Source organism: Chitinophaga sp. YR573, assembly GCF_900110995.1.
GTDB lineage: Bacteria > Bacteroidota > Bacteroidia > Chitinophagales > Chitinophagaceae > Chitinophaga.
Genome location: NZ_FOJF01000002.1, coordinates 1,527,703 through 1,547,895 on the forward strand (window position 1 = coordinate 1,527,703; position 20,193 = coordinate 1,547,895).

14 protein-coding genes and 1 other RNA gene are annotated in these 20,193 nt (G+C 44.0%); 8 read left to right on the forward strand and 7 right to left on the reverse strand.

The features are described from left to right. Positions 1-4: 4 nt before the first annotated feature. The 8 genes from BMW86_RS25845 to BMW86_RS25880 all read left to right on the forward strand — a co-directional run bounded on the left by BMW86_RS25845 (position 5) and on the right by BMW86_RS25880 (position 7,295). Positions 5-976, forward strand: a complete 972-nt coding sequence (locus BMW86_RS25845; protein WP_089785476.1) for a polyprenyl synthetase family protein — start codon at positions 5-7, stop codon at positions 974-976. Positions 977-1,039: 63 nt separating this feature from the next. Beyond that, positions 1,040-2,692: an amino acid permease gene (locus tag BMW86_RS25850; RefSeq protein ID WP_089785479.1), complete on the forward strand. Its 1,653-nt coding sequence runs from the start codon at positions 1,040-1,042 to the stop codon at positions 2,690-2,692. 107 nt (positions 2,693-2,799) lie between these two features. After that, positions 2,800-3,237 (forward strand): DoxX family protein, encoded by a 438-nt coding sequence (locus BMW86_RS25855; RefSeq protein WP_089785837.1) that lies wholly within the window; start codon positions 2,800-2,802, stop codon positions 3,235-3,237. 112 nt (positions 3,238-3,349) lie between these two features. Continuing rightward, the gene (locus BMW86_RS25860; RefSeq protein ID WP_089785482.1) at positions 3,350-4,369 is read left to right on the forward strand and encodes a Smr/MutS family protein; all 1,020 of its coding nucleotides are present in this window, start codon (positions 3,350-3,352) and stop codon (positions 4,367-4,369) included. Between the two features lie 27 nt (positions 4,370-4,396). Further along, positions 4,397-4,755: RNase P RNA component class A (gene rnpB, locus BMW86_RS25865), an RNA gene on the forward strand. Between the two features lie 300 nt (positions 4,756-5,055). Then, complete coding sequence (locus BMW86_RS25870; RefSeq protein WP_089785484.1) at positions 5,056-6,129, forward strand: ATP-binding protein; 1,074 nt, start codon at positions 5,056-5,058, stop codon at positions 6,127-6,129. Then, on the forward strand, positions 6,126-6,848 hold the full coding sequence (locus BMW86_RS25875; protein ID WP_089785487.1) for a DUF4276 family protein: 723 nt from the start codon (positions 6,126-6,128) through the stop codon (positions 6,846-6,848). The genes BMW86_RS25870 and BMW86_RS25875 overlap by 4 nt, the downstream gene beginning before the upstream one ends. 33 nt (positions 6,849-6,881) lie before the next feature. Continuing rightward, positions 6,882-7,295 carry a DUF4870 domain-containing protein gene (locus BMW86_RS25880; RefSeq protein WP_089785489.1) on the forward strand — a complete coding sequence of 138 codons (414 nt, stop codon included), beginning with the start codon at positions 6,882-6,884 and terminating at the stop codon, positions 7,293-7,295. 99 nt (positions 7,296-7,394) lie between these two features. Here BMW86_RS25880 and BMW86_RS25885 read toward each other — a convergent pair whose 3' ends face one another. The 7 genes from BMW86_RS25885 to BMW86_RS25915 form a co-directional block, all read right to left on the reverse strand. After that, on the reverse strand, positions 7,395-9,083 hold the full coding sequence (locus tag BMW86_RS25885) for a S8 family peptidase (protein ID WP_218149218.1): 1,689 nt from the start codon (positions 9,081-9,083) through the stop codon (positions 7,395-7,397). A 575-nt stretch (positions 9,084-9,658) separates the two neighbouring features. Further along, positions 9,659-11,188, reverse strand: coding sequence for an L-piperidine-6-carboxylate dehydrogenase (locus BMW86_RS25890; RefSeq protein WP_089785491.1), 1,530 nt, complete (start codon positions 11,186-11,188; stop codon positions 9,659-9,661). A 268-nt stretch (positions 11,189-11,456) separates the two neighbouring features. Beyond that, complete coding sequence (locus tag BMW86_RS25895) at positions 11,457-12,347, reverse strand: DUF1338 domain-containing protein (protein ID WP_089785494.1); 891 nt, start codon at positions 12,345-12,347, stop codon at positions 11,457-11,459. A gap of 9 nt (positions 12,348-12,356) precedes the next feature. Continuing rightward, positions 12,357-13,172, reverse strand: coding sequence for a 3-methyl-2-oxobutanoate hydroxymethyltransferase (gene panB, locus BMW86_RS25900; RefSeq protein ID WP_089785496.1), 816 nt, complete (start codon positions 13,170-13,172; stop codon positions 12,357-12,359). 60 nt (positions 13,173-13,232) lie between these two features. After that, positions 13,233-14,120, reverse strand: coding sequence for a Ppx/GppA phosphatase family protein (locus tag BMW86_RS25905; protein ID WP_089785499.1), 888 nt, complete (start codon positions 14,118-14,120; stop codon positions 13,233-13,235). 37 nt (positions 14,121-14,157) lie between these two features. After that, positions 14,158-16,308 carry a polyphosphate kinase 1 gene (ppk1, locus tag BMW86_RS25910; protein WP_089785502.1) on the reverse strand — a complete coding sequence of 717 codons (2,151 nt, stop codon included), beginning with the start codon at positions 16,306-16,308 and terminating at the stop codon, positions 14,158-14,160. A 469-nt stretch (positions 16,309-16,777) separates the two neighbouring features. Next, positions 16,778-20,191 carry a carbohydrate-binding protein gene (locus tag BMW86_RS25915; protein WP_089785504.1) on the reverse strand — a complete coding sequence of 1,138 codons (3,414 nt, stop codon included), beginning with the start codon at positions 20,189-20,191 and terminating at the stop codon, positions 16,778-16,780. Between the last annotated feature and the right edge of the window lie 2 nt (positions 20,192-20,193).

Consider the following 20,193-nt stretch of genomic DNA (forward strand, 5'->3'; position numbering starts at 1 on the left):
GCTTATGCATTCATTTCAGGAATTAACCGTACAGTTTGGAGAACATTTTGACAAGGAACATTTCCCTGAGCAGCCTAAAAAGCTGTATGAATCTGTAAACCATATTCTTAAAATAGGAGGAAAGCGTATTCGCCCGGTCCTGAGTATCATGGGGAATGAACTCTTTGATAATATACATCCGGATGTATTCCAGGTGGGTATTGCCGTAGAAATGTTCCATAATTTCACCCTGGTACATGACGATATTATGGATAAAGCGCCCCTGCGCCGCAACCATCCTACCGTTCATACCCTGTATGGGGAGTCCACTGCTATACTGGCCGGAGATGTGATGATCATCAATGTTTATGAATACCTGAACAGGGTCCAGCCTCATTATAAACAGAAACTCCTGTCGGCCTTTAACAAGGCTGCCAAGGAAGTTTGCGAAGGCCAGCAGATTGATATGGACTTTGAAGACATGGCGCCTGAGCAGGTGCATTACAATGACTATGTAAATATGATTGCCCTTAAAACGTCTGTACTGCTGGCTGCCAGCTTACAGATGGGCGCCATCATAGGCGGGGGAAGTGAATATAACCAGCAACATATCTATGAGTTCGGGAAGAACATAGGTATTGCCTTCCAGATCCAGGACGATTACCTGGATGCTTTTGGAGATCCTGAAAAGTTCGGTAAACAACAGGGGGGAGATATCCTGGTGAATAAAAAGACTTTCCTGCTGCTGAAAGCCCTGGAAATGTGTAATCCTGCCCAGAAGACCAGACTGAAGGAGTTATTATCTTCTAATCCGGAAGATAAGGTAGCGCAGGTATTACAGCTTTTCCACGACTGTAAAGTAGATGAGTGGGCTGAAAAGGAAAAGGAACGTTTCCAGCAGATTGCTTTTGAGCACCTGGAAGGGATTGCTGTATTATCGGCCCGTAAGAAACCATTAATGGAACTGGCTGGTTATTTACTGAAGAGAGAGCATTAATTTTAATATATTCGCGCATCGCTAAACCTGGAAACGTCATTCACAACTAATTGATATCACCCAATGTCTAAATCGCTTTTTAGAAAAAAATCTATTGCTGTAATATTACAAGATGCACATGATGGTTTAACGGAAGGCCATGGTGGTGGTAGCAAATTACAAAAAGTATTGGGGGTGAAAGATCTCACTGCAATGGGTATTGCAGCGGTGATTGGCGCCGGTATCTTTTCTACGATCGGTGAGGCGTCTTTCCATGGTGGGCCCGGTGTTTCCTTACTCTTCATTATCACCGCAGTTACCTGTGGTTTCTCTGCACTCTGTTATGCCGAATTCGCGTCCCGCGTCCCGGTGTCCGGCAGTGCTTATACTTATTCTTATGTAACATTCGGCGAATTGGCCGCCTGGGTCATTGGCTGGGCGCTGATCCTGGAATATGCCATCGGGAATATTGCCGTGGCGATCTCCTGGAGTGGCTATTTCAATAACCTGCTGGCAGGGATAGGGCTGTCATTGCCTAGCTGGCTGGCCAGCAACTATGATAGCGCCACTGCCGAAATTGTAGCAGCTGCCCCGCATATAGCGGGTGTTCCGGTGATCCTTAATCTGCCTGCTTTTATCATTGTGGTGCTGGTTACTTACCTGGCCTATGTGGGGATACAGGAGAGTAAGCGCAGTGCTAACTTCATGGTAGGGTTGAAGATCCTGGTGATCCTGTTCGTGATTGCGGTAGGTAGTTTTTATGTGAATACCAATAACTGGCACCCTTTTATGCCCAACGGATTCTCCGGGGTGATGAAGGGTGTTTCTGCTGTATTCTTTGCCTATATCGGTTTTGATGCTATCAGTACAACGGCGGAAGAATGTTCTAATCCTCAGCGGGATCTGCCTAAGGGGATGATCTATTCTCTCATTATCTGTACGGTATTATATATTCTCATTGCGCTGGTACTGACAGGGATGGTGTCTTACTCCCAGTTAAAAGTGAATGATCCGCTGGCATTTGTGTTCCAGGCGGTACACCAGAACTGGATAGGGTACATTATCTCTGTAAGTGCAGTGGTAGCAACCACCAGCGTATTGCTGGTATTCCAGATCGGGCAGCCGAGAATCTGGATGAGTATGAGCCGGGATGGTTTATTACCTAAGCGTTTCAGCAAGATCCATCCGCGTTTTAGAACGCCTTCTTTTGCCACTATTATTACCGGTTTCCTGGTAGGTGTTCCGGCTTTGTTCCTGAACCTGACGGTAGTAACAGACCTTACCAGTATCGGTACTTTATTTGCCTTTATACTGGTATGTGGTGGTGTATTGCTGCTGCCTCCCCAGGAGAAAGCAGATCCTAACAACAAGCGTTTTCGTCTCCCTTATATTAATGGCCGGTGGATTGTCCCCGTGATCATTATTGTATTTGCTTACCTGTTCCGTGAACAGCTGCCTCAGAAGTTTTCTTTTGACGGGGGCTGGGAAGTATGGAAGCATAATATTCCCTTCTTTTTCTTTGCCGTTGCGGCAGTTGTATTTTCTGTATTGTCTTTTACACGTAAGCTGTCAATGATCCCGGTGCTGGGGCTGTTAAGCTGTTTTTACCTCATGACTGAGATTGGTTTCAGGAACTGGGTAGTATTCTCTATCTGGCTGATAATGGGTCTGGTCATTTATTTCGGCTATAGTTACCGGAACAGCAAACTGAACCATGTGAAGCGTATCACCATTTGATTTCGGGTGCAGGGCGAAGCCCTGCAAAACCCCTTCATTTTAAAGACTGATTTTGTGTTATGCATTTTTTAATGTATATTCATATTAGCTCTTTAAAATCAAATTTTATGAACCTGCTACAACGAATTGACCGTTGGGGCGAATCACATCATCCTAAGTGGGTCGATGGCATTCGTGTCCTGTTAGGAATTTTTCTGTTCTGGAAAGGGGTAGTTTTCATACAAAATATTGATGTTCTTAAAGCGGTGATCATCCAGAGTCCCGTAATCACGGTACTATCTTTCTGGCTGGCTCATTACATTGTCTTTGCTCATCTGGCAGGTGGTGTTCTCATCACATTCGGTTTATTAACACGAGTTGCCATCATAGCTCAGATCCCCATTCTAATAGGCGCACTTATTTTTGTACATACCCCAACGGGGTTATTTAACGTACATGGAGAAGCCGGCCTTTCTATCCTTGTTCTGCTGTTACTGGTCTTCTTCTTAGTAGAGGGCAGCGGCCCCATTTCTTATGATGGATATATGCGCCGCCACGCGGCATGATGATCTTTACTGGTGGTCAGGATGGCTGGTCTGATGGTCGTCCGGCCACTGGTATTTGTGTATCGTCGCTCATTTTTCATAGATTTGCCAATTCACATTGGGAAATGTTAGTATGAAATACGAGATCGGCGATAAAATTCTATTATTACATTCTAAGGAAGAAGGCACTGTAGTGGATATTATCAATACGGAAATGGTAATGGTAGAAGTTGGTAAGGTGACCTTCCCCGTGTATCTCGACCAGATAGATTTCCCCTATTTTCATCGCTTTACGGCTCCCAAAGCGATAGAACCCACCCGCATCGTCCCGGGATGGGATATTAAACCAGAGAAAAAACAAGAAGTTTTCAAAGAAAGTAAAGGCGTATTCCTGTCTGTTTTACCTGTATTCCAGGTAGAAGGGTATGAGGAGAATGTGCAGGTATTGAAGTTTCACCTGCTGAATGAAACGAATATGGCCTATCGTTTCCTGTTCCAGGTATGGCTGCGCAATAAACTGGAGCTGGAGATCCGTAATGATATTGACCCTTTTAAACACTTTTACCTCTCCGACCTTTTATTTGAATCCCTGAATGATAGTCCGCGACTGGAGTTTACTTTTTATCCGAAGGAAAAGGACGCTACACTGGCACCTGCTTATCAGAAGACCTGGAAGATCAAGCCGAAGCAAATGTTTCAGCAACTGAGTGAATTACAGGCCCGCAGGGACGCTACCCTCAGTTATCCTTTATTTGAGAAATATCCGTTGAAGGAGAAGTCGGCCATCAGTGAATTTGAAACGGGTAATATCGGTTCCCTGGCGGCTACAGGTGTTACTCCCCCTGTACCTGTTGAAGCTCCTTTACAACCAAAATACGAACTGGACCTGCATATAGAAAACCTGTTGACTGAATGGAGAGGATTGAAGAACATTGCGATCCTGGCTATACAGTTGAATGAGTTTCAGCGTTATCTGGACCTTGCCATTTCACATCATCAGCATAGTATGATTGTGATCCACGGATTGGGAAGGGGGAAGCTGAAGGAAGAAATCCATGAAGTACTGAAACAGACGGCGGAAGTAGAACGTTTCGTCAATGAATATCACCCTCGCTACGGCTATGGAGCCACTGAGATATTTTTCAGACATTAGCATCTTAATTCTCTTACTTTTGCACAAACTACAGACCGTGCTATCGCTTTGGGAGTAATCCCGACGAGGAAAGTCCGGACAGCATAGGGCAACGCACCACCTAACGGGTGGGGCCTGGCAACAGGTACAGAAAGTGCCACAGAAAATAACCGCTCTGCAAAGAGTAAGGGTGAAAATGTGGGGTAAGAGCCCACGTTCCGTAATGGTAACATTATAGAAGGGTAAACCTTGCGTGCTGAAACGCCATGTATACGGTCGATTGAGGGCGGCTCGCCCGATGACCGAGGGTAGGCAGATACAGAGGGCGTGTGAACGTCATCGCAGATAAATGATAGCATCACGGGCTTGCCCGTGAACAGAATCCGGCTTACAGGTTTGTAGTTTTATTTTTGTATTATCAGAAAATCAGGTAGTTACTACAGGGTAAATTGGCAGAAGTTGTTGCTTATAAATACACTGCATCTGACTGTTTAGTTCTCTGATTTAGCTTTGGAATATGGGTTCATGATTTGTTTTTCAATTTAACTTCACCTAATATTCACGTCAGATAAGGTGTATTTATAAGCAACAACTTCTGGCGCGAAGATTATGTAATCAAACAGAATCACTACTGGAAATCAGGTTAGTAAACCTGTTCCGGAATCAAGTAATATCTTCGTTAACTAGCTATTAAGCAGCAAATAAAAATGAGGTTAACAGAATTATCATATAAAACAACTGATTGGGAGATTAAGAATCTCGAATTTGATAACGTTAGTTTAATCGTTGGTAAAAATTCGACGGGTAAATCGAAAACATTAAGTGTTGTTGATCTATTGGGCAAAATTATTACCCAAAAGGTAAGTCTGCTGGGTAGGGGTGCCTGGAATGTAACTTTCCTCTCTGAAAAATTCGGAGTTATTAATTACAAGTTTGAAACAGGTTCAACTATCGGAGATCCGCAGGTTGAATATGAAAAAATAACAATAGGTGGTAAGATCTGTCTGGAAAGAAATTCAGAACGAGCAACACTTTTTAGTGAATTAGATAAAACTTTGCAGGAAATCTATCCCCCTGAAGGTAAATTGACAATTCATACTACCCGTGATATAAAGAAATATCCTTACCTGGAAGAAATCGTCAATTGGGCAGAACATTCATACGGGTTTAAATTTGGAATTATAGGGCCTGAATTTCCTCATAATTTAAACTATAACCTGCTGAATGTAATTGATGATATACCTTCTTTATATAAAACATTAAGTGAGGAAAGTCAAGAACGGGTCAGGTGTAACTTAGACAAAATCGGATATAAGATTGATGAGATTGTTTTCGCAGAAGGCAGCCCTATAAACTTCCTGTTTATTAAGGAATCTGATTTAGCAAAAACGCTTGGACACTATCAGCTATCCCAAGGGATGTTTCGTAGCCTCTATATATTGATTTTTATAGAATACCTGCTTTCCCAAAAACAACCTGCCACTATCATTATTGATGATTTGTGTGAAGGACTGGATTATGACAGAGCTACTAAATTAGGCAAACTACTGTTTGATAATTGTATGCAAAATAATATCCAGCTAATTGCAACTTCCAATGATATGTTCCTGATGGATGTAGTCGATTTGAAATATTGGAATCTGTTACAAAGGGAAGGAGGAATTGTTACTGCATTAAATCCTAAAAATCAACCAGATCTGTTTGAAAATTTTCAATTCACGGGTCTGTCTAATTTCGATTTTCTGGCTTCTGATTATATAGCCCAAAAAATTAAGAAATGACGAAAACGGCTATATTTGTTGAAGGACAAACAGAATTGATCTTCGTTAGGGAGCTATTATTGAAAGTATTTGAATATCAGAATATATCACTGGAATGTTTTACACTCTTTACAGATGTAAATTTTCATGCTACAGAATACGCTTTTCCTAATGAACATGCAGATCATTATTTTCAGATAATCAATGTAGGAAGTGATCAAAGTGTTCTTACCAGAATTCTGAAGAGAGAGCCGCAAATGAAAAATGCCGGTTTTGAACGGATCATAGGATTGAGAGATATGTATTCGGGAGAATATAGGAATTTGGTTAAAAATCAGAAGATAGATGACAAGATTAATCAAAAATTCATTGAAGGGCATAGATCACAAATAAAATCAGACAATATCTTCTTTTCTTTTGCCATTATGGAAATAGAAACCTGGCTGTTGGGGTTAAGGAAATCTTTCGAACGGATGGACAACCGGTTAACACCAGCATTTATTCATCAACATTTAGGATTTGATTTAAATGTTGATGATCCGGAGAATATCTTTTTTCATCCGGCGGACAATGTAGAAGAGATATTTAAACTTGTGGGACAAAAATACAGTAAAAGTAAAGGTGATATTAACGCGTTGGTTAGCCACATTGAAAAAGATGATTATTTGGAATTGTTAGGGAGCGATAAGTGTCAGTCTTTTAAGGAGTTTTACGAATATCTGCAAATACCAACCACGTAATAATTTATTTTTCTAACCTATAATAAATCCCTTATGCAACAAAAAGAAGAAAGAACCTGGGGAACACTTGTACATCTTGGTGGGATTATTGGTTCGCTTATTTGGCCCTCAGTTGGTAATATTTTAGGCGCTTTGATTATCTGGCTGGTTAAACGTAATGAGTATACATTCGTTGATGATCAGGGTAAAGAAGCGTTGAACTTCCAGATTACACTTGGTATAGCGAATGCAGTATTAGGTATTATCAGCGCTATCAGTTTAGGCTTCTGGTCGTTTAGTACGATGTTCTTCCACAGAGGAGATTTCGACTTTGCTGATATCACTATTTTCTCTGGTGGGCATGGTTTGCTATTTCTGCTCAATCTTATCTTTTCTATTATTGGCGCAGTGACTGCGAATAAGGGAGAAGCATACAGATATCCGTTGAGCTGGAGAATTGTAAAGTAAGTTTCTTATATAAAAAAAGCTCCTGCAGGTATTCGCTTGCAGGAGCTTTTTTTTGGGTGCAGGGCGAAGCCCTGCAAAACCCCTTTAATCTTTTAGTGGTTATCCTTTTTTAATAGGACTTACCTTAGCTTTTCCTTTTTTAGGAGCCAGGTCGCCTTTAACAGTAGCTGCCAGTTTTAATGCTTCATAAGCATTTACCACGCCACCGGTGATGGACAAATCAGAGAAAGCTACTTTCTCATCTGTATTTGGTTTGATCACTTCTTTGGTACCGTCCGGTAAAGGTGTAGCAGATTTCTCAAGCACATACTTTAACTGTCTGGCACTCAGATCAGGATAATAGGAGAGGACCAGTGCAGCAACACCTGCTACTACAGGAGAGGCCATACTTGTACCACTGGCGCTGCCATATTTATTACCACCAGGAACGGTAGAATAGATCTGTACACCAGGGGCGAACAGGTCTACGCTTTTCTTTCCATAGTTGGAGAAACCGGCAATCTTAGGACCTACTTTACCATTGCTGCTGGCACCTACAGTGATGAAGTTAGCAGGGTGGGTATGGTCTGCGAAATCAGGATTCGGGAAGTTATCCGTAGAGTCGTTGTTGTTACCGTCGTTACCGGCAGCATGCACGAGCAATACTCCTTTTTCATCTGCATATTTAATAGCGGCATCTACCCAGTCTTTATGCGGGGAGAAACCTTTACCAAAACTCATATTGATTACACGGGCGCCGTTGTCTACTGCGTAGCGGATAGCCAGGGCGATGTCTTTATCACGTTCATCTCCGTCCGGTACTGCTTTTACCAGCATAATCTTCACATTATCAGCAATGCCGTCCATGCCAACGCCATTATTCCTTACGGCAGCGATGATACCGGAAACGTGTGTGCCGTGGAAGCCAAACTGGCCCATTACATCGTTATTACCATAGTAACGGTCGTTGATATCATTGATATTATCTCCGATAATCTCAGCGCGTTTATCGGCGGGTTCGCCATCTACCTGGTCTGCTTTACGTTTCAGATCATCTACGTATTCTCCGAGTTCTGACTTGAAATCGGCGTAGGTAATGTCCTGTTCTCCAGTGCTTTTCATCAACCGGGACATAAAGTTCTTCGCCATCATTACACCCTCGTCGGTACTCTGGATACTATCCAGTTTAGCTGTGGTGAAATCTGTTGTATGTAAGTAGCCGGTGAGAAGGTCTTCACATTTCCTCATGTTCTCCTGCAGGGTCAGCATCTTCCTGTAGTTGATCTTGTTTTCCCCTGTAGGTTTTACGTATTTGCCTTTCAGTTTCTGCCAGTAGGCGTATTCTTTGGATTGTTTATCTAAAACGGAATCCGGATTGATATACAGTCTTTTATAACGGTAGTATTCACGGGTCCCTTCATCTGTATCTTCTTTTACACTTTTACCGTCTTTGCCACCCAGGAAGTTCCATCCGTGGATATCATCCACATAACCGTTATTATCGTCATCAATTCCATTACCTGGAATTTCTCCGGGGTTTGTCCATAAAATGGATTTGAGGTCTTCATGGGTAGTATCTATACCTGAGTCTATTACTGCCACTATGACCGGGGTGCTTTTTTTGCCTTTCAGCAGGTCTTTGTAGGCTTTTTCAACACCGGTACCGAAAACACTGTCTGTAGCATAGTTCAGTAACTGCCAGTTTTTGGGAAGAGCTGTTGTACCCTGTCCATAGGATTTGCTAGTTGTAAGTACAGTCACCATCGCAACACCACCTGCCATGACTGCCAGCGCTCTGCTAAATTTCATTAGATTATTTTTTTCTCAATAAGCTGTTTGCAATACGAATACCATATTTGGTTAAAGATATGTAAAATGTAATGTTTGGAGAGGGGCTTTAGTGATAAGCGAGTTAAAACATGGATAATTGAACAAAGTGGGGAGGGTACAGGTTATTAAAGTAGCACAAAAGTTGAATATGAAATTCCAGAAAAAAGTATAATATTTAGTTTTTTGAAGAATACCCGGTAGTCTAGGCTATCAGGCTATTTTTCTCATAAGCATGGTTTCCGTTTAACGAAAAAGCGAGGTTCTCTAGCCTCGCTATTTTTTTGCAAGTATATAACGGAGTAATGTTTAGGTTATTGTGTGAAGAGAAAATTAAAGGGGACTCCTAACGGAGTCAATTAGTGAAGATTGTATGTATTTCTACAAACACGGGACTCCTAACGGAGTCAATTGTGGAGGATAAGGAGACAATGTTTCTACAGACACAAAGCTCCTGATAAAGCTTATCGAATTTTAGCTCCGTTAGGAGCTTCGTGTTTGTAGAAAAACATAATAATCAAACCAGACTCCGTTAGGAGTCCCCTGAAGAAATATTTCTATAGATCAAACTTAATCCCCTGAGCAAGAGGGAGATGTGTTGAGTAATTGATAGTATTGGTTTGCCTGCGCATATAAGCCCTCCAGGCATCAGAACCGCTTTCCCGTCCGCCGCCGGTTTCTTTTTCACCACCAAAAGCACCACCGATTTCTGCACCGGAAGTACCGATGTTTACATTGGCAATACCGCAATCTGAACCTGATTGTGAGAGGAAGAGTTCTGCTTCCCTGAGATTCAGTGTCATAATGGCGGAGGACAAGCCTTGTGGAACATTGTTCTGCATGGCGATCGCCTCTTCCAGTGTTTTGTATTTCATTACGTAGAGGATGGGAGCGAAGGTCTCATGCTGTACGATTTTGAAGTTGTTTTCAACTGCTGCGATACAAGGCTTTACATAACAGCCGGATGTGTAGTTGCTGCCTTCCAGTACACCACCTTCCACCAGGAAGCTGCCGCCCTCGGCCTTTACTTCGGTGATTGCCTGCTGGTACATCTGTACTGCCGCTTTATCAATCAATGGGCCTACGTGGTTGTTTTCATCCAGCGGGTTGCCGATACGCAGCTGCTGGTAAGCTTTTACCAGTTTCTGGGTGAAGGCCTCGTACACACTTTCGTGGATGATTAAACGGCGGGTGCTGGTACAACGCTGACCGGCAGTACCTACGGCGCCAAATACACAACCAATGAGGGACATGTCCAGATCGGCGTTCTCGGAAATGATGATAGCGTTGTTGCCACCCAATTCCAGCAGGGAACGTCCCAGACGGGTACCTACTGCAGCACCAACCGCTTTACCCATGCGGGTAGAACCAGTAGCGGATACTAAAGGAACACGGGTATCGGCCGCCATCCATTCGCCTAATTCACGGCCACCGGTCACGAGGTTACAAACCCCTTCCGGAACGTTGTTATCGCGGAGTACGTCCTGTATAATCAGCTGACATGCAATTGCAGACAGCGGTGTTTTCTCTGATGGTTTCCATACACATACGTTACCGCATACCATAGCCAGCATCGAGTTCCAGCTCCAGACAGCTACGGGGAAGTTAAAGGCAGAGATGATGCCTGTAATGCCCAATGGATGCCATTGCTCGTACATACGATGACCTGGTCTTTCGGAATGCATGGTTAAACCGTATAACTGACGGGATAGTCCTACGGCAAAGTCGCAGATGTCTATCATCTCCTGCACTTCACCATACCCTTCCTGCAGGCTTTTTCCCATTTCATAGGAAACCAGGCGTCCCAGGGCTTCTTTGTTCTTTCTCAGCGCTTCACCTGCCTGTCTTACTACTTCACCACGACGGGGAGCGGGCCATAAGCGCCATTCCTTAAAAGCAGCAGTGGCTTTTTCTATTACGGCATCATAGTCTTTACGACTGGCTGTCTTCACTTTGGAAATCACCTGACCATCTACCGGAGAATCTGCCTGCAGGTAGTCGCCTGTTGCTTCCAACCATACTCTTCCGGTGCTTACGCCGCTGTTTTCCGGCTTTATATTGAGTTGCTGTAAAATATCGTTAATCATTGTAAATCAGAATTAAAGAGCAAATTTAAGAAAGGTTTTGGTGTTATATTGAATATGCTGTTGCTGGTAGTGACTCAATTTGATTACATAATCTTCGCACAAGATGTTGTTTATCGATAAATACACCTTATCTGACGTGAATTTTAGGTGAAGTTAAATTGAAAAACAGATCCTGATCCCATATTCTAAAGCTAAATCAGAGAACTAAGCAGTCAGATGTAGTGTATTTATGATAAACAACATCTGTCAATCAAAGTTGTCATAACTACTATCCCTTCTGAGTAGTCTGTGAGCTGTAAGTGCTTTCGAAGATCTTATCAGCATTGCCTGCTTCAAAGCCTTCACGGCGTTGCTCCCGGGTAATGGAAGATGCAGGCAGGTGTGCGAACTGAGGCAACACCTTACGTTCTGCAAACTCTACATAAGAGCCAGCTATCTGAATTGTTTCATTATTGGCAAAGGTGGCCGGGATCATTCTCGCAACGGTACTGCTTTGTAATAACAGGCCATCAGGGCTGGTTTTTATTTTACCACCTGCATTGTTCAGCACAAAACCCTTCTTTTCCAGAAAGGCATTAAAATCCGCTACGGTATTATATCCTTCGGGGAGATTTTGCAGGCTGATGGTAAAATGGTTCAGGTAATACCGGTTATAGATTACCCAGGCAGCATATTCACTTTCTGCAGCAAGGGTCTGATAATCCTGAATAGTAGGTGTACGCCATAAAGCACTGTGCAGGAAGTTGTCTACTATTACACCGCTGTTCAGGTCCAGCTGATTGGCCGGGTCTGTGATTACTTCGCTGGTGTAACTCGTGATGATAGCCTGTGCCTGTTTACTGAGATCTTTCACCCTTAACTCACTCAGGAAAATACGTGGGTAATGAGGTTCAGGGGGCGCATACCAGAAGGCATCCAGTTTCTTTTCCTTAAAATGGTAGGCGTCTCTTTTAGTGTAACCGTAATGCAGGAAGATCTTCTCGAACGATTGAATACCCAGCTGCGGAACGCCTATTGTCCTAAAGGCAATATGGTCGTTTTCAATGTCTTCTGCGCGCTGAATAATGTTTTCGTGGATCATTGCCTTGATGATGGCAGCTACATCAGGTACACGTTCCTGATAGCGGTGCATCAGGCCGTTCAGAACAAAATCTAACATACAATAATTTTAATATTGTTCATTATCATTGGGGAAATCCTTCGCTTTTACATCGTGGATATATGCCTGAGAGGCTTTTTTGATCTCCTCATATAAATTGAGATATCTGCGAAGAAAACGAGGTTTAAAATCTTTATTGATCCCTAACATATCGTGCATCACCAGTACCTGTCCGTCTACATGTTTACCTGCACCAATACCGATAATCGGGATACGGACGCTTTCTGCTACCTGTTTGGCCAGTGCAGCCGGTATTTTTTCCAGTACGATGGCAAAGCAGCCGGCATCCTGTAATAAGCGGGCATCGTTCAGTAACTTCTGAGCTTCAGCATCTTCTGTGGCACGTACTGCATAGGTTCCGAATTTATTGATGGACTGTGGCGTTAATCCCAGGTGTCCCATAACAGGTACCCCTGCTGAAATGATCCGTTTTACTGATTCCAGGATTTCTTCCCCACCTTCTATTTTCACGCTGTGAGCGCTGGTTTCCTTCATGATACGGATGGCAGAGGCAAGGGCTTCCTTGGAATTACCCTGGTAAGTACCGAAGGGAAGGTCTACCGTTACAAATGCTCTCTTGATAGCTCTTACCACAGAGGCGGCATGATAAATCATGTTATCAAGTGTGATAGGGAGCGTGGTTTCGAATCCTGCCATTACGTTGGCAGCAGAATCTCCTACCAGTAATATATCCATCCCGGCATCGTCAAAAATACGGGCCATGGAGTAATCGTAAGCTGTTATCATGGAGATTTTCTCTCCATCGTCCTTCATTTTCTGCAGAATATGCGTGGTGATCCTCTTAACTTCCTTGTGCGTAGACATCGTATATAATGATTAAAAGCGCGTTAAGGTAGGCATAATCATTAAATCGGGCAAATCAGTCTATTTATTATGGCTAACCTCAGCATAGAGGGACTGGATGAGGCCATCAGCCAGACCTATCTTAGGTACATAGATTTCTGCAGCATCTGCCCAGCGCATTACGTTCACATAGATCTGTAAGGCAGGGACGATCACATCTGCACGGTCTTCCCGCAGGTTGTACAGGTGGATCCTTTCTTCTACGGTAAAACTGCTGAATTCTTTGTAGTAGTCCTTTAATGTTTCCAGCGTAAGTGGCTTACCTTCTTTGCGTTTGGAGAGAGAAAAGACTTTATTGATATTACCGCCGGAACCGATGACAGTAACAGCGTTTAATCCTTTGATCTGTTGTTTGATGGTATCTTTCATGTATTGCCACTGCTCATCGGTGACCTGTTTCTGTAACAGGCGGATGGTGCCGATATTGAAAGATTCTTTGTGTACGAGTGCGTTATTGTTGAACAGGGTTACTTCTGTGCTACCACCGCCTACATCCACATACATGTAGGAACGGCTTTTATCCAGATTTTCTGCCACATGACTTTCGAACAGGAAAGAAGCCTCTTCCTGTCCGGAAATCACTTGAATATCAATGCCTGTCTGTGCTTTTACCTGTTGAAGGATAGCAGCGGAATTGGAAGCATCACGCATGGCTGAGGTAGCACATGCCTTGAGGTGTTTTACCTCATATACTTCCAGTAACAGTTTGTATGCCTGTATAGTTTTAAGCAGGTGATCTGCTCTTTTTTGGGTGATTGTGCCATTGGAGAATACGTCAACTCCCAATCGTAACGGTACTCTCAGAAAGTTGACTTTGGTAAAATCCATTCGTCCCTGACTGTTCGGTGATGCTTCTGAAATAAGCAGTCGGGCAGCGTTGGAACCTATATCAATGGCGGCTAGCTTCATATTTGGTGTTTATTCGGAGTGCAAAAGTAACTAAAAATTACTTGTACTGCTTTTCATGAAGATAGCGGAATATCTCAATCTGAGAGCGTACTTTCTTACTGCCTTCCCGTTTGTATTCGTTGTTCTGATCGTTATCGAGGATACGTGCTTTCACGTTACCGCTCAGCTGGATATCCAGGATATCTTTCAGTTCCTGACGGATATTAGGGTCCAGGATGGGTACGGCTACTTCCACACGGTGATCGAGGTTACGCAGCATCCAGTCGCAGGAAGAAATGTAAATCTTTTCCTGTCCGCCCTGGTGGAAGACGAACACACGTGCATGTTCCAGGTATTCATCTACGATACTGATGGCATGCATATCTTTCTTCCACTTTTTGCTTTCCGTGTAGGCACAACAGATGCCCCTTATTATCAGTTTGATATTCACGCCACTACGGGCGCCTTCATATAAACGGTTAATGAGGTCGGGATCGGAGAGGGAATTCATTTTGAGGATCATGCTGCCACCGTTCTTTTTGTGTTGGGCATTCTTGATCTCTTTATCTACCATGCGGGTAAAGAAGGAGCGCATGCTGTAAGGGCTTACGGGAAGGGTTTTGCAGGCTTCCAGTATTTTTACGTCATGTTTGGGATTTTCCAGGTAACTGAATACCCGGTTAATGTCCGCCATGATGTTACGGTTGGCTGTGAGCAGGCAATGATCGCCGTAAACGCGGGCGGTTTTCTCATTGAGATTACCGGTGCTGACGAATCCGCATTGCACCGTTTTGATACCGATGCGTTTTTTGATAACGCATAGTTTGGCGTGCATTTTCAATCCGGGTATACCGATCAGTACTTTTACGCCTTCATCTTCCAGTCGGGTTTTCCATTCCAGGTTCTCTGCTTCGTTAAAGCGGGCCCTTAATTCCAATGCCACAGTTACCTGTTTTCCATTACGTACGGCATTGGTGAGGGCGTTTACGATGCGGGAGTTTTTGGCCAGTCGGTACGCCGTTATTTTGATACTGATTACGTTTGGATCTATGGCGGCTTCCCTTAAAAGGTCGATGATGGTATCGAAGGAGTGATAGGGCAGGTGCAGCATAACATCCTGTCCCTGAATCACGTGCATTACGCTGGTAGCTTCTGCAAACAGCGGATGGATGAAGCTCTTCCGGGCAGGGTTGATCCTGTCTGTAAATACGGATGAGGGGAAGTCCATGAAATCCTTGAAGTTATGGATCCTGGCACCGGGAATAAGGTTGTCTTTCCTTGACAGGCCCAGGCGGCGCATGAGGTATTCCAGTAACAGGGGATCGATGTCTTTATCGTATACGAAGCGTACGGGTTTTCCCTTGCGCCTCTCTTTAATGCCTTTTTCCAGCTGGTGGATAAGGCTGGTGGAGATATCGTTGTCTATATCCAGTTCTGCATCCCTGGTCACTTTGATGATATGTGAGAGGAATTTATCATAACCGAAGAAGGAGAAGATATGCGGGAGACAGAAGCGCACGAGGTCTTCCATCAGAATGATATCCTGTTCACCTTCTTTAGCCGGTGGTAATATGATAAAACGGGGCAGTACGGAGGTGGGTATTTCTATCAGAGCGAATTTCTGTCTTACGGAATTGTCCTGCCGGGCCAGTACTACGGCCAGGTAGATGGATTTATCGCGTAAGAAGGGGAAGTGCTGGATACTTTCTATCATCAGGGGGATGATATTGGTACGTACTTCCTCGTTGAAGTAGTTCAGTACGAACTTCTGTTGTTCTTTATTGAGATGTTTTTCTGTACGGATGAAGATCCTGTGTTCTTTCAGTTCATCTTCTATACCTTCCCAGATGCGGTCGAATTCACGTTGCTGGTCTATTACCATGCTCTGGATTTCTTCCAGGATCTGTTCCGGGTTTTCTTCCAGGTGCATGCGGGCTGATTTGCCTACGGTCTGCATCCTTTTGAGGGTAGCTACGCGTACGCGGAAGAATTCGTCCAGATTATTGGAGAATATACCGAGGAAGCGGATACGTTCATGCAGGGGTACGCTGGCGTCTGCAGCTTCCTGTAATACTCTTGCGTTGAATGCCAGCCAGCTGATATCCCTTGGGATCATTTTCCTTTTAGCCGGAAGGTGTTTTTTATCTTTCTTTTCCATTGCCTGTTCTTGAGTTATAGCATCAAACGGCTCACTATTTGACAATCGCATGTTATTGGCAATTAACGGTTGTGGTTATACTCTAACTACAACAATACAGATTTTGGATAACATCCAATGTTAAATTTATGATATGTACTAAAGATAAGATAATCTGTTGATAGAGAAGATATAATAGCAGTCTCTTTAAGCAGATATTAAGAATATTGTTATTAAGAAGGTGTATGCTATATTAGGAGATACTAAAAAGGCTCCGTTAGCCCCGTGTTTAGGGGATACTAAAAAGGCTCCGTCAGGAGCCCCGTGTTTGTAGAAATCTAATAAACAACAAAACACAGACTCCGTAGGAGTCCCCTGATATTCGCGACTTAGGGGACTCCTACGGAGTCTATTAAAGGGAAGATTAATGTTTGCTACAAACACGGGGCTCCGTCAGGAGCCTTTTATGTTTTGTCGCAAACATATTGAGAGGGTATCAAAAGTAACTGATACCCCCTCAATATTATGTCCTGTTACAGCATCAAAGTTTAACAACCCTGAATGTGCTTATTTTACTGCCTCCTTCCAGTTTTAGTATGTAAATGCCACCGGGCAGGAAACTGAGATCTTTACTGATCCTTGTTTCATTCTGCCTGATATTCCACTGCCTGAGTACATTACCCTGCAGGTCTAATAGGGTAAGCTGTTTGTAAGACTGGTTATGCAGGTCTATTGTAACAGGGCCGGTAGTGGGATTCGGATATACTGTATTCACGGTAGGTTTACTATCAATTTTCGCTGCAACACCTGTTGTAAGCAGGGTAGTTGTATCGTGCGCACAATTATCTATACTGAACCAGTTGATTTTATAGGTACCGGATATTACATGCAGGCCGGTATAAGTTAATGCCGGTAAAGTAATGGTATCACTGATCGTTTTCCAAACCCCGCCTGTGGACGGCAGACTGATAGTACCGAAGGTCATACCGCTATGCCCCACACTTAAGACTGCCGGTGCCGTTGTTAATACCCGGAAACTGATGGTATAACGACCTGCAACAGGTACATTGAGATTGCTGTATGCAAACCAGTTACCGGCATAGAGATTCGTGAAGTTCTGTCCACCGCCAACATCTGTGCAGGTCTGTAAGTAAGGGCCGGAGGCATAGGAAGAGGCGGTTTCGGCTTCAGTTTTATTATTGACCGTACAGGTATAGGCGGTTACAGCAACAGCCGTTCCGGATACAGTACCTGCGGTAGCGGTAATGGTATAAGTGCCTGGTGCACTACCGGCAGTGAAGATGCCTGTATTGCTGATCACATTACCCGTGCCGGTGACAGTCCAGGTGGGGGTAATGGTGATCACACTATCATACTGGTCGTATCCCTTTGCGGTAAACTGCTGAGCAGCGCCTAGAGGTACGGTAACGGTATCCGCCGGTGTGATGCGGATAGTGGTTAATACAGGCGCCTGTTTCACCTGAACAACGGAACTATCGCTTATACCATCAGCAGTAGCTTTTACTACATAAGTACCGGCAGTCGTACTGCTGAACAGGCCATTTGTACTGATATTAGCTCCAGAGACACTCCATACGGGGGAGATGACCATCTGATTATTGTTGGCATCATACCCTGTAGCGCTGAACTGTTTTGTTTGTCCTGTGTTCAGCATCGCCGTATCCGGTGTAACATTGATGCGGGATAAAGTCACTGAATCTGCATATACAATATTAAGCCAGTTAAAGTTCCAGCCGGACGCATTGGAATATATGCGGATGGTTTTATGCCCGGGTGTAAAGGTGATGGGCAAGCTAGTAACCGTTATCCAGTTCTGCCATCCGCCGCTGGGGGGCAGGGCTACTGTTTGCAGCGTAGTAGTATCATTCATGATTCTGATACTGGTAGCAGTACTAACAGCTACTCTGAATTGTATGCGGTAGCTGGCGGAATCTGGTACGGTAAGGTCATAATCAAACCAGGTACCAGTCCCTATATAACTAACATCTACACCACCGCCTGTATCAGCCGTTGGTTCTGTGCAACATGAGTTGGAGTTATCAAAGTTTTCTGCCTCTATCTTAACGGGTATGGGTTTATAGTTGGTAGCCCGCACAGTTACATTCGCGCTGCCAGAAACGGTTACACCATTTACCGTGGCAGTAGCTGTAACTGTACCAGTTGTATCCAGTGTAGCCAGCCCATTGCTTGTAATCGTATTGCCGTTACCGGTAATGTTCCATATGGGAGTGATGGCCATAACACGACCGTTCTGATCCAGTGCTTTTGCCGTATACTGCTGCGTTTTCCCGGGTACAAAGGAGAGGGTGGCAGGAGAGACGATGATGGTATCAAGCACGGGTGTGCCCAATCCTTTCTGGTAGATGCGCACATAGTCTACTGTCATACTATCCGGCCAGTTAGATTCTGTAATAGCACCACCCATACCGCCGCCGATGGCAACGTTCAGGATTACATGGAACTGCTGATCAAAGGGCCAGTCTTTCCAGTCTGTTTGTGGATTAGCATAAGTATAACATTTAGTGCTGTCGTACGTGAACCGCAAAGAATCGGGTGTCCATTCCAGAGAGTATACATGGAATACGGTATCAACATCAGGAAGGAGAAGGGAAGCTGAAAGATGACCGCCATTCGTCCAGTTATTGTTCTGGGTATGTACAGTGGAGAGTACAGTACCGAAATTATTACCTACATGTTCCATGATATCCAGTTCTCCGCTTTTAGGCCAGGCACCATAAGCACTGGTAGTCGGCATCAGCCAGATAGCGGGCCAGGAGCCACGGGCACGTGGTAACTTTGCTTTTACTTCCACCTTGCCATACAGAAAGTCCATTTTACCCTGTGAAATCAATCGCCCGGACGACCATGGTTCATTGGCATTACCTGTAGGGAAATCCTTTTTGCCTTTAATAATAAGGTTACCATTCTTCACGCGTATGTTATCATGTGTTGTGTCAGTGTATACCTGTTGTTCACCATTGATCCAGCCTTTTGGGCGTGGATCAACCGTCCATTTTGTAGCATCGGGTAAACCATCCGTATTAAATTCATCGTTATAGATCATGGTCCAGTTGGGATTGCCTTCAAATATTACATTGCCCTTTGCGGGGTAAGTGCTGGCATTGGAGTTGACGAGTTCTTGTCCGGATACGGATAATTTAAGTGTAGTACGTGAATAGTTGATGGGTGAGTTACCATGTAATTTAATGTTGGCCATGGTATCGTTTACACGTTGTACATCACAGATAGTAACGCCGGGAGGAAGGTTAGTGCTTGTCCAGTTGGCTTTTGTAAGTGTGGGTTTGAAGACATCGCCATGCACTTTTGCAGGGATGATGGTACCATTTTCCTGCCCCATCAGAATGCGGGTATTGGTTAACGTAATGCCGGTAGGATTAGGTGCCTGTACGAGATCGAAATATAAGATACCAGCCGCCTTTTTCCCATCAATATAATGTACTTCCACCCGGTTGAAATCCGTTCTTTGCTGTACACTCTGGAAATTGAAGGTGGCTTCTTCCCAGTGGTTGATCTGGCTTACCTTATAAGTAAAGTAAACAGCTTTACCGTAATCATTACCCGGTTGCAGCTTAAACATGATCTCATCTTTTGTGCTACAGTACACCAGCATTTTAAATACGCTGCCATTGGAGAGATCAAACGAATCTGTCATGTTACAGCCAGCGCTCATGTACTCAAAACAGCTGGTGTCTTTTGTAAATTTTGCTACATGTGCGCTGGTGTTAAGACCGGTAGGGTCCGGGTTAGGTACGGCAAACTCCACCTTACCGGTAGTGGTTGTTCCGGCGTAGTAGGTCCACCTGCCGGAGCAGGGACCGTTGCCTTCCATATCATCCAGTAAAAGAAATTGTGCGTTGAGTTGATTGCATAGCAATACACCCAGCAACACGAGAAGTGTTGAGATCTTTTTCATAA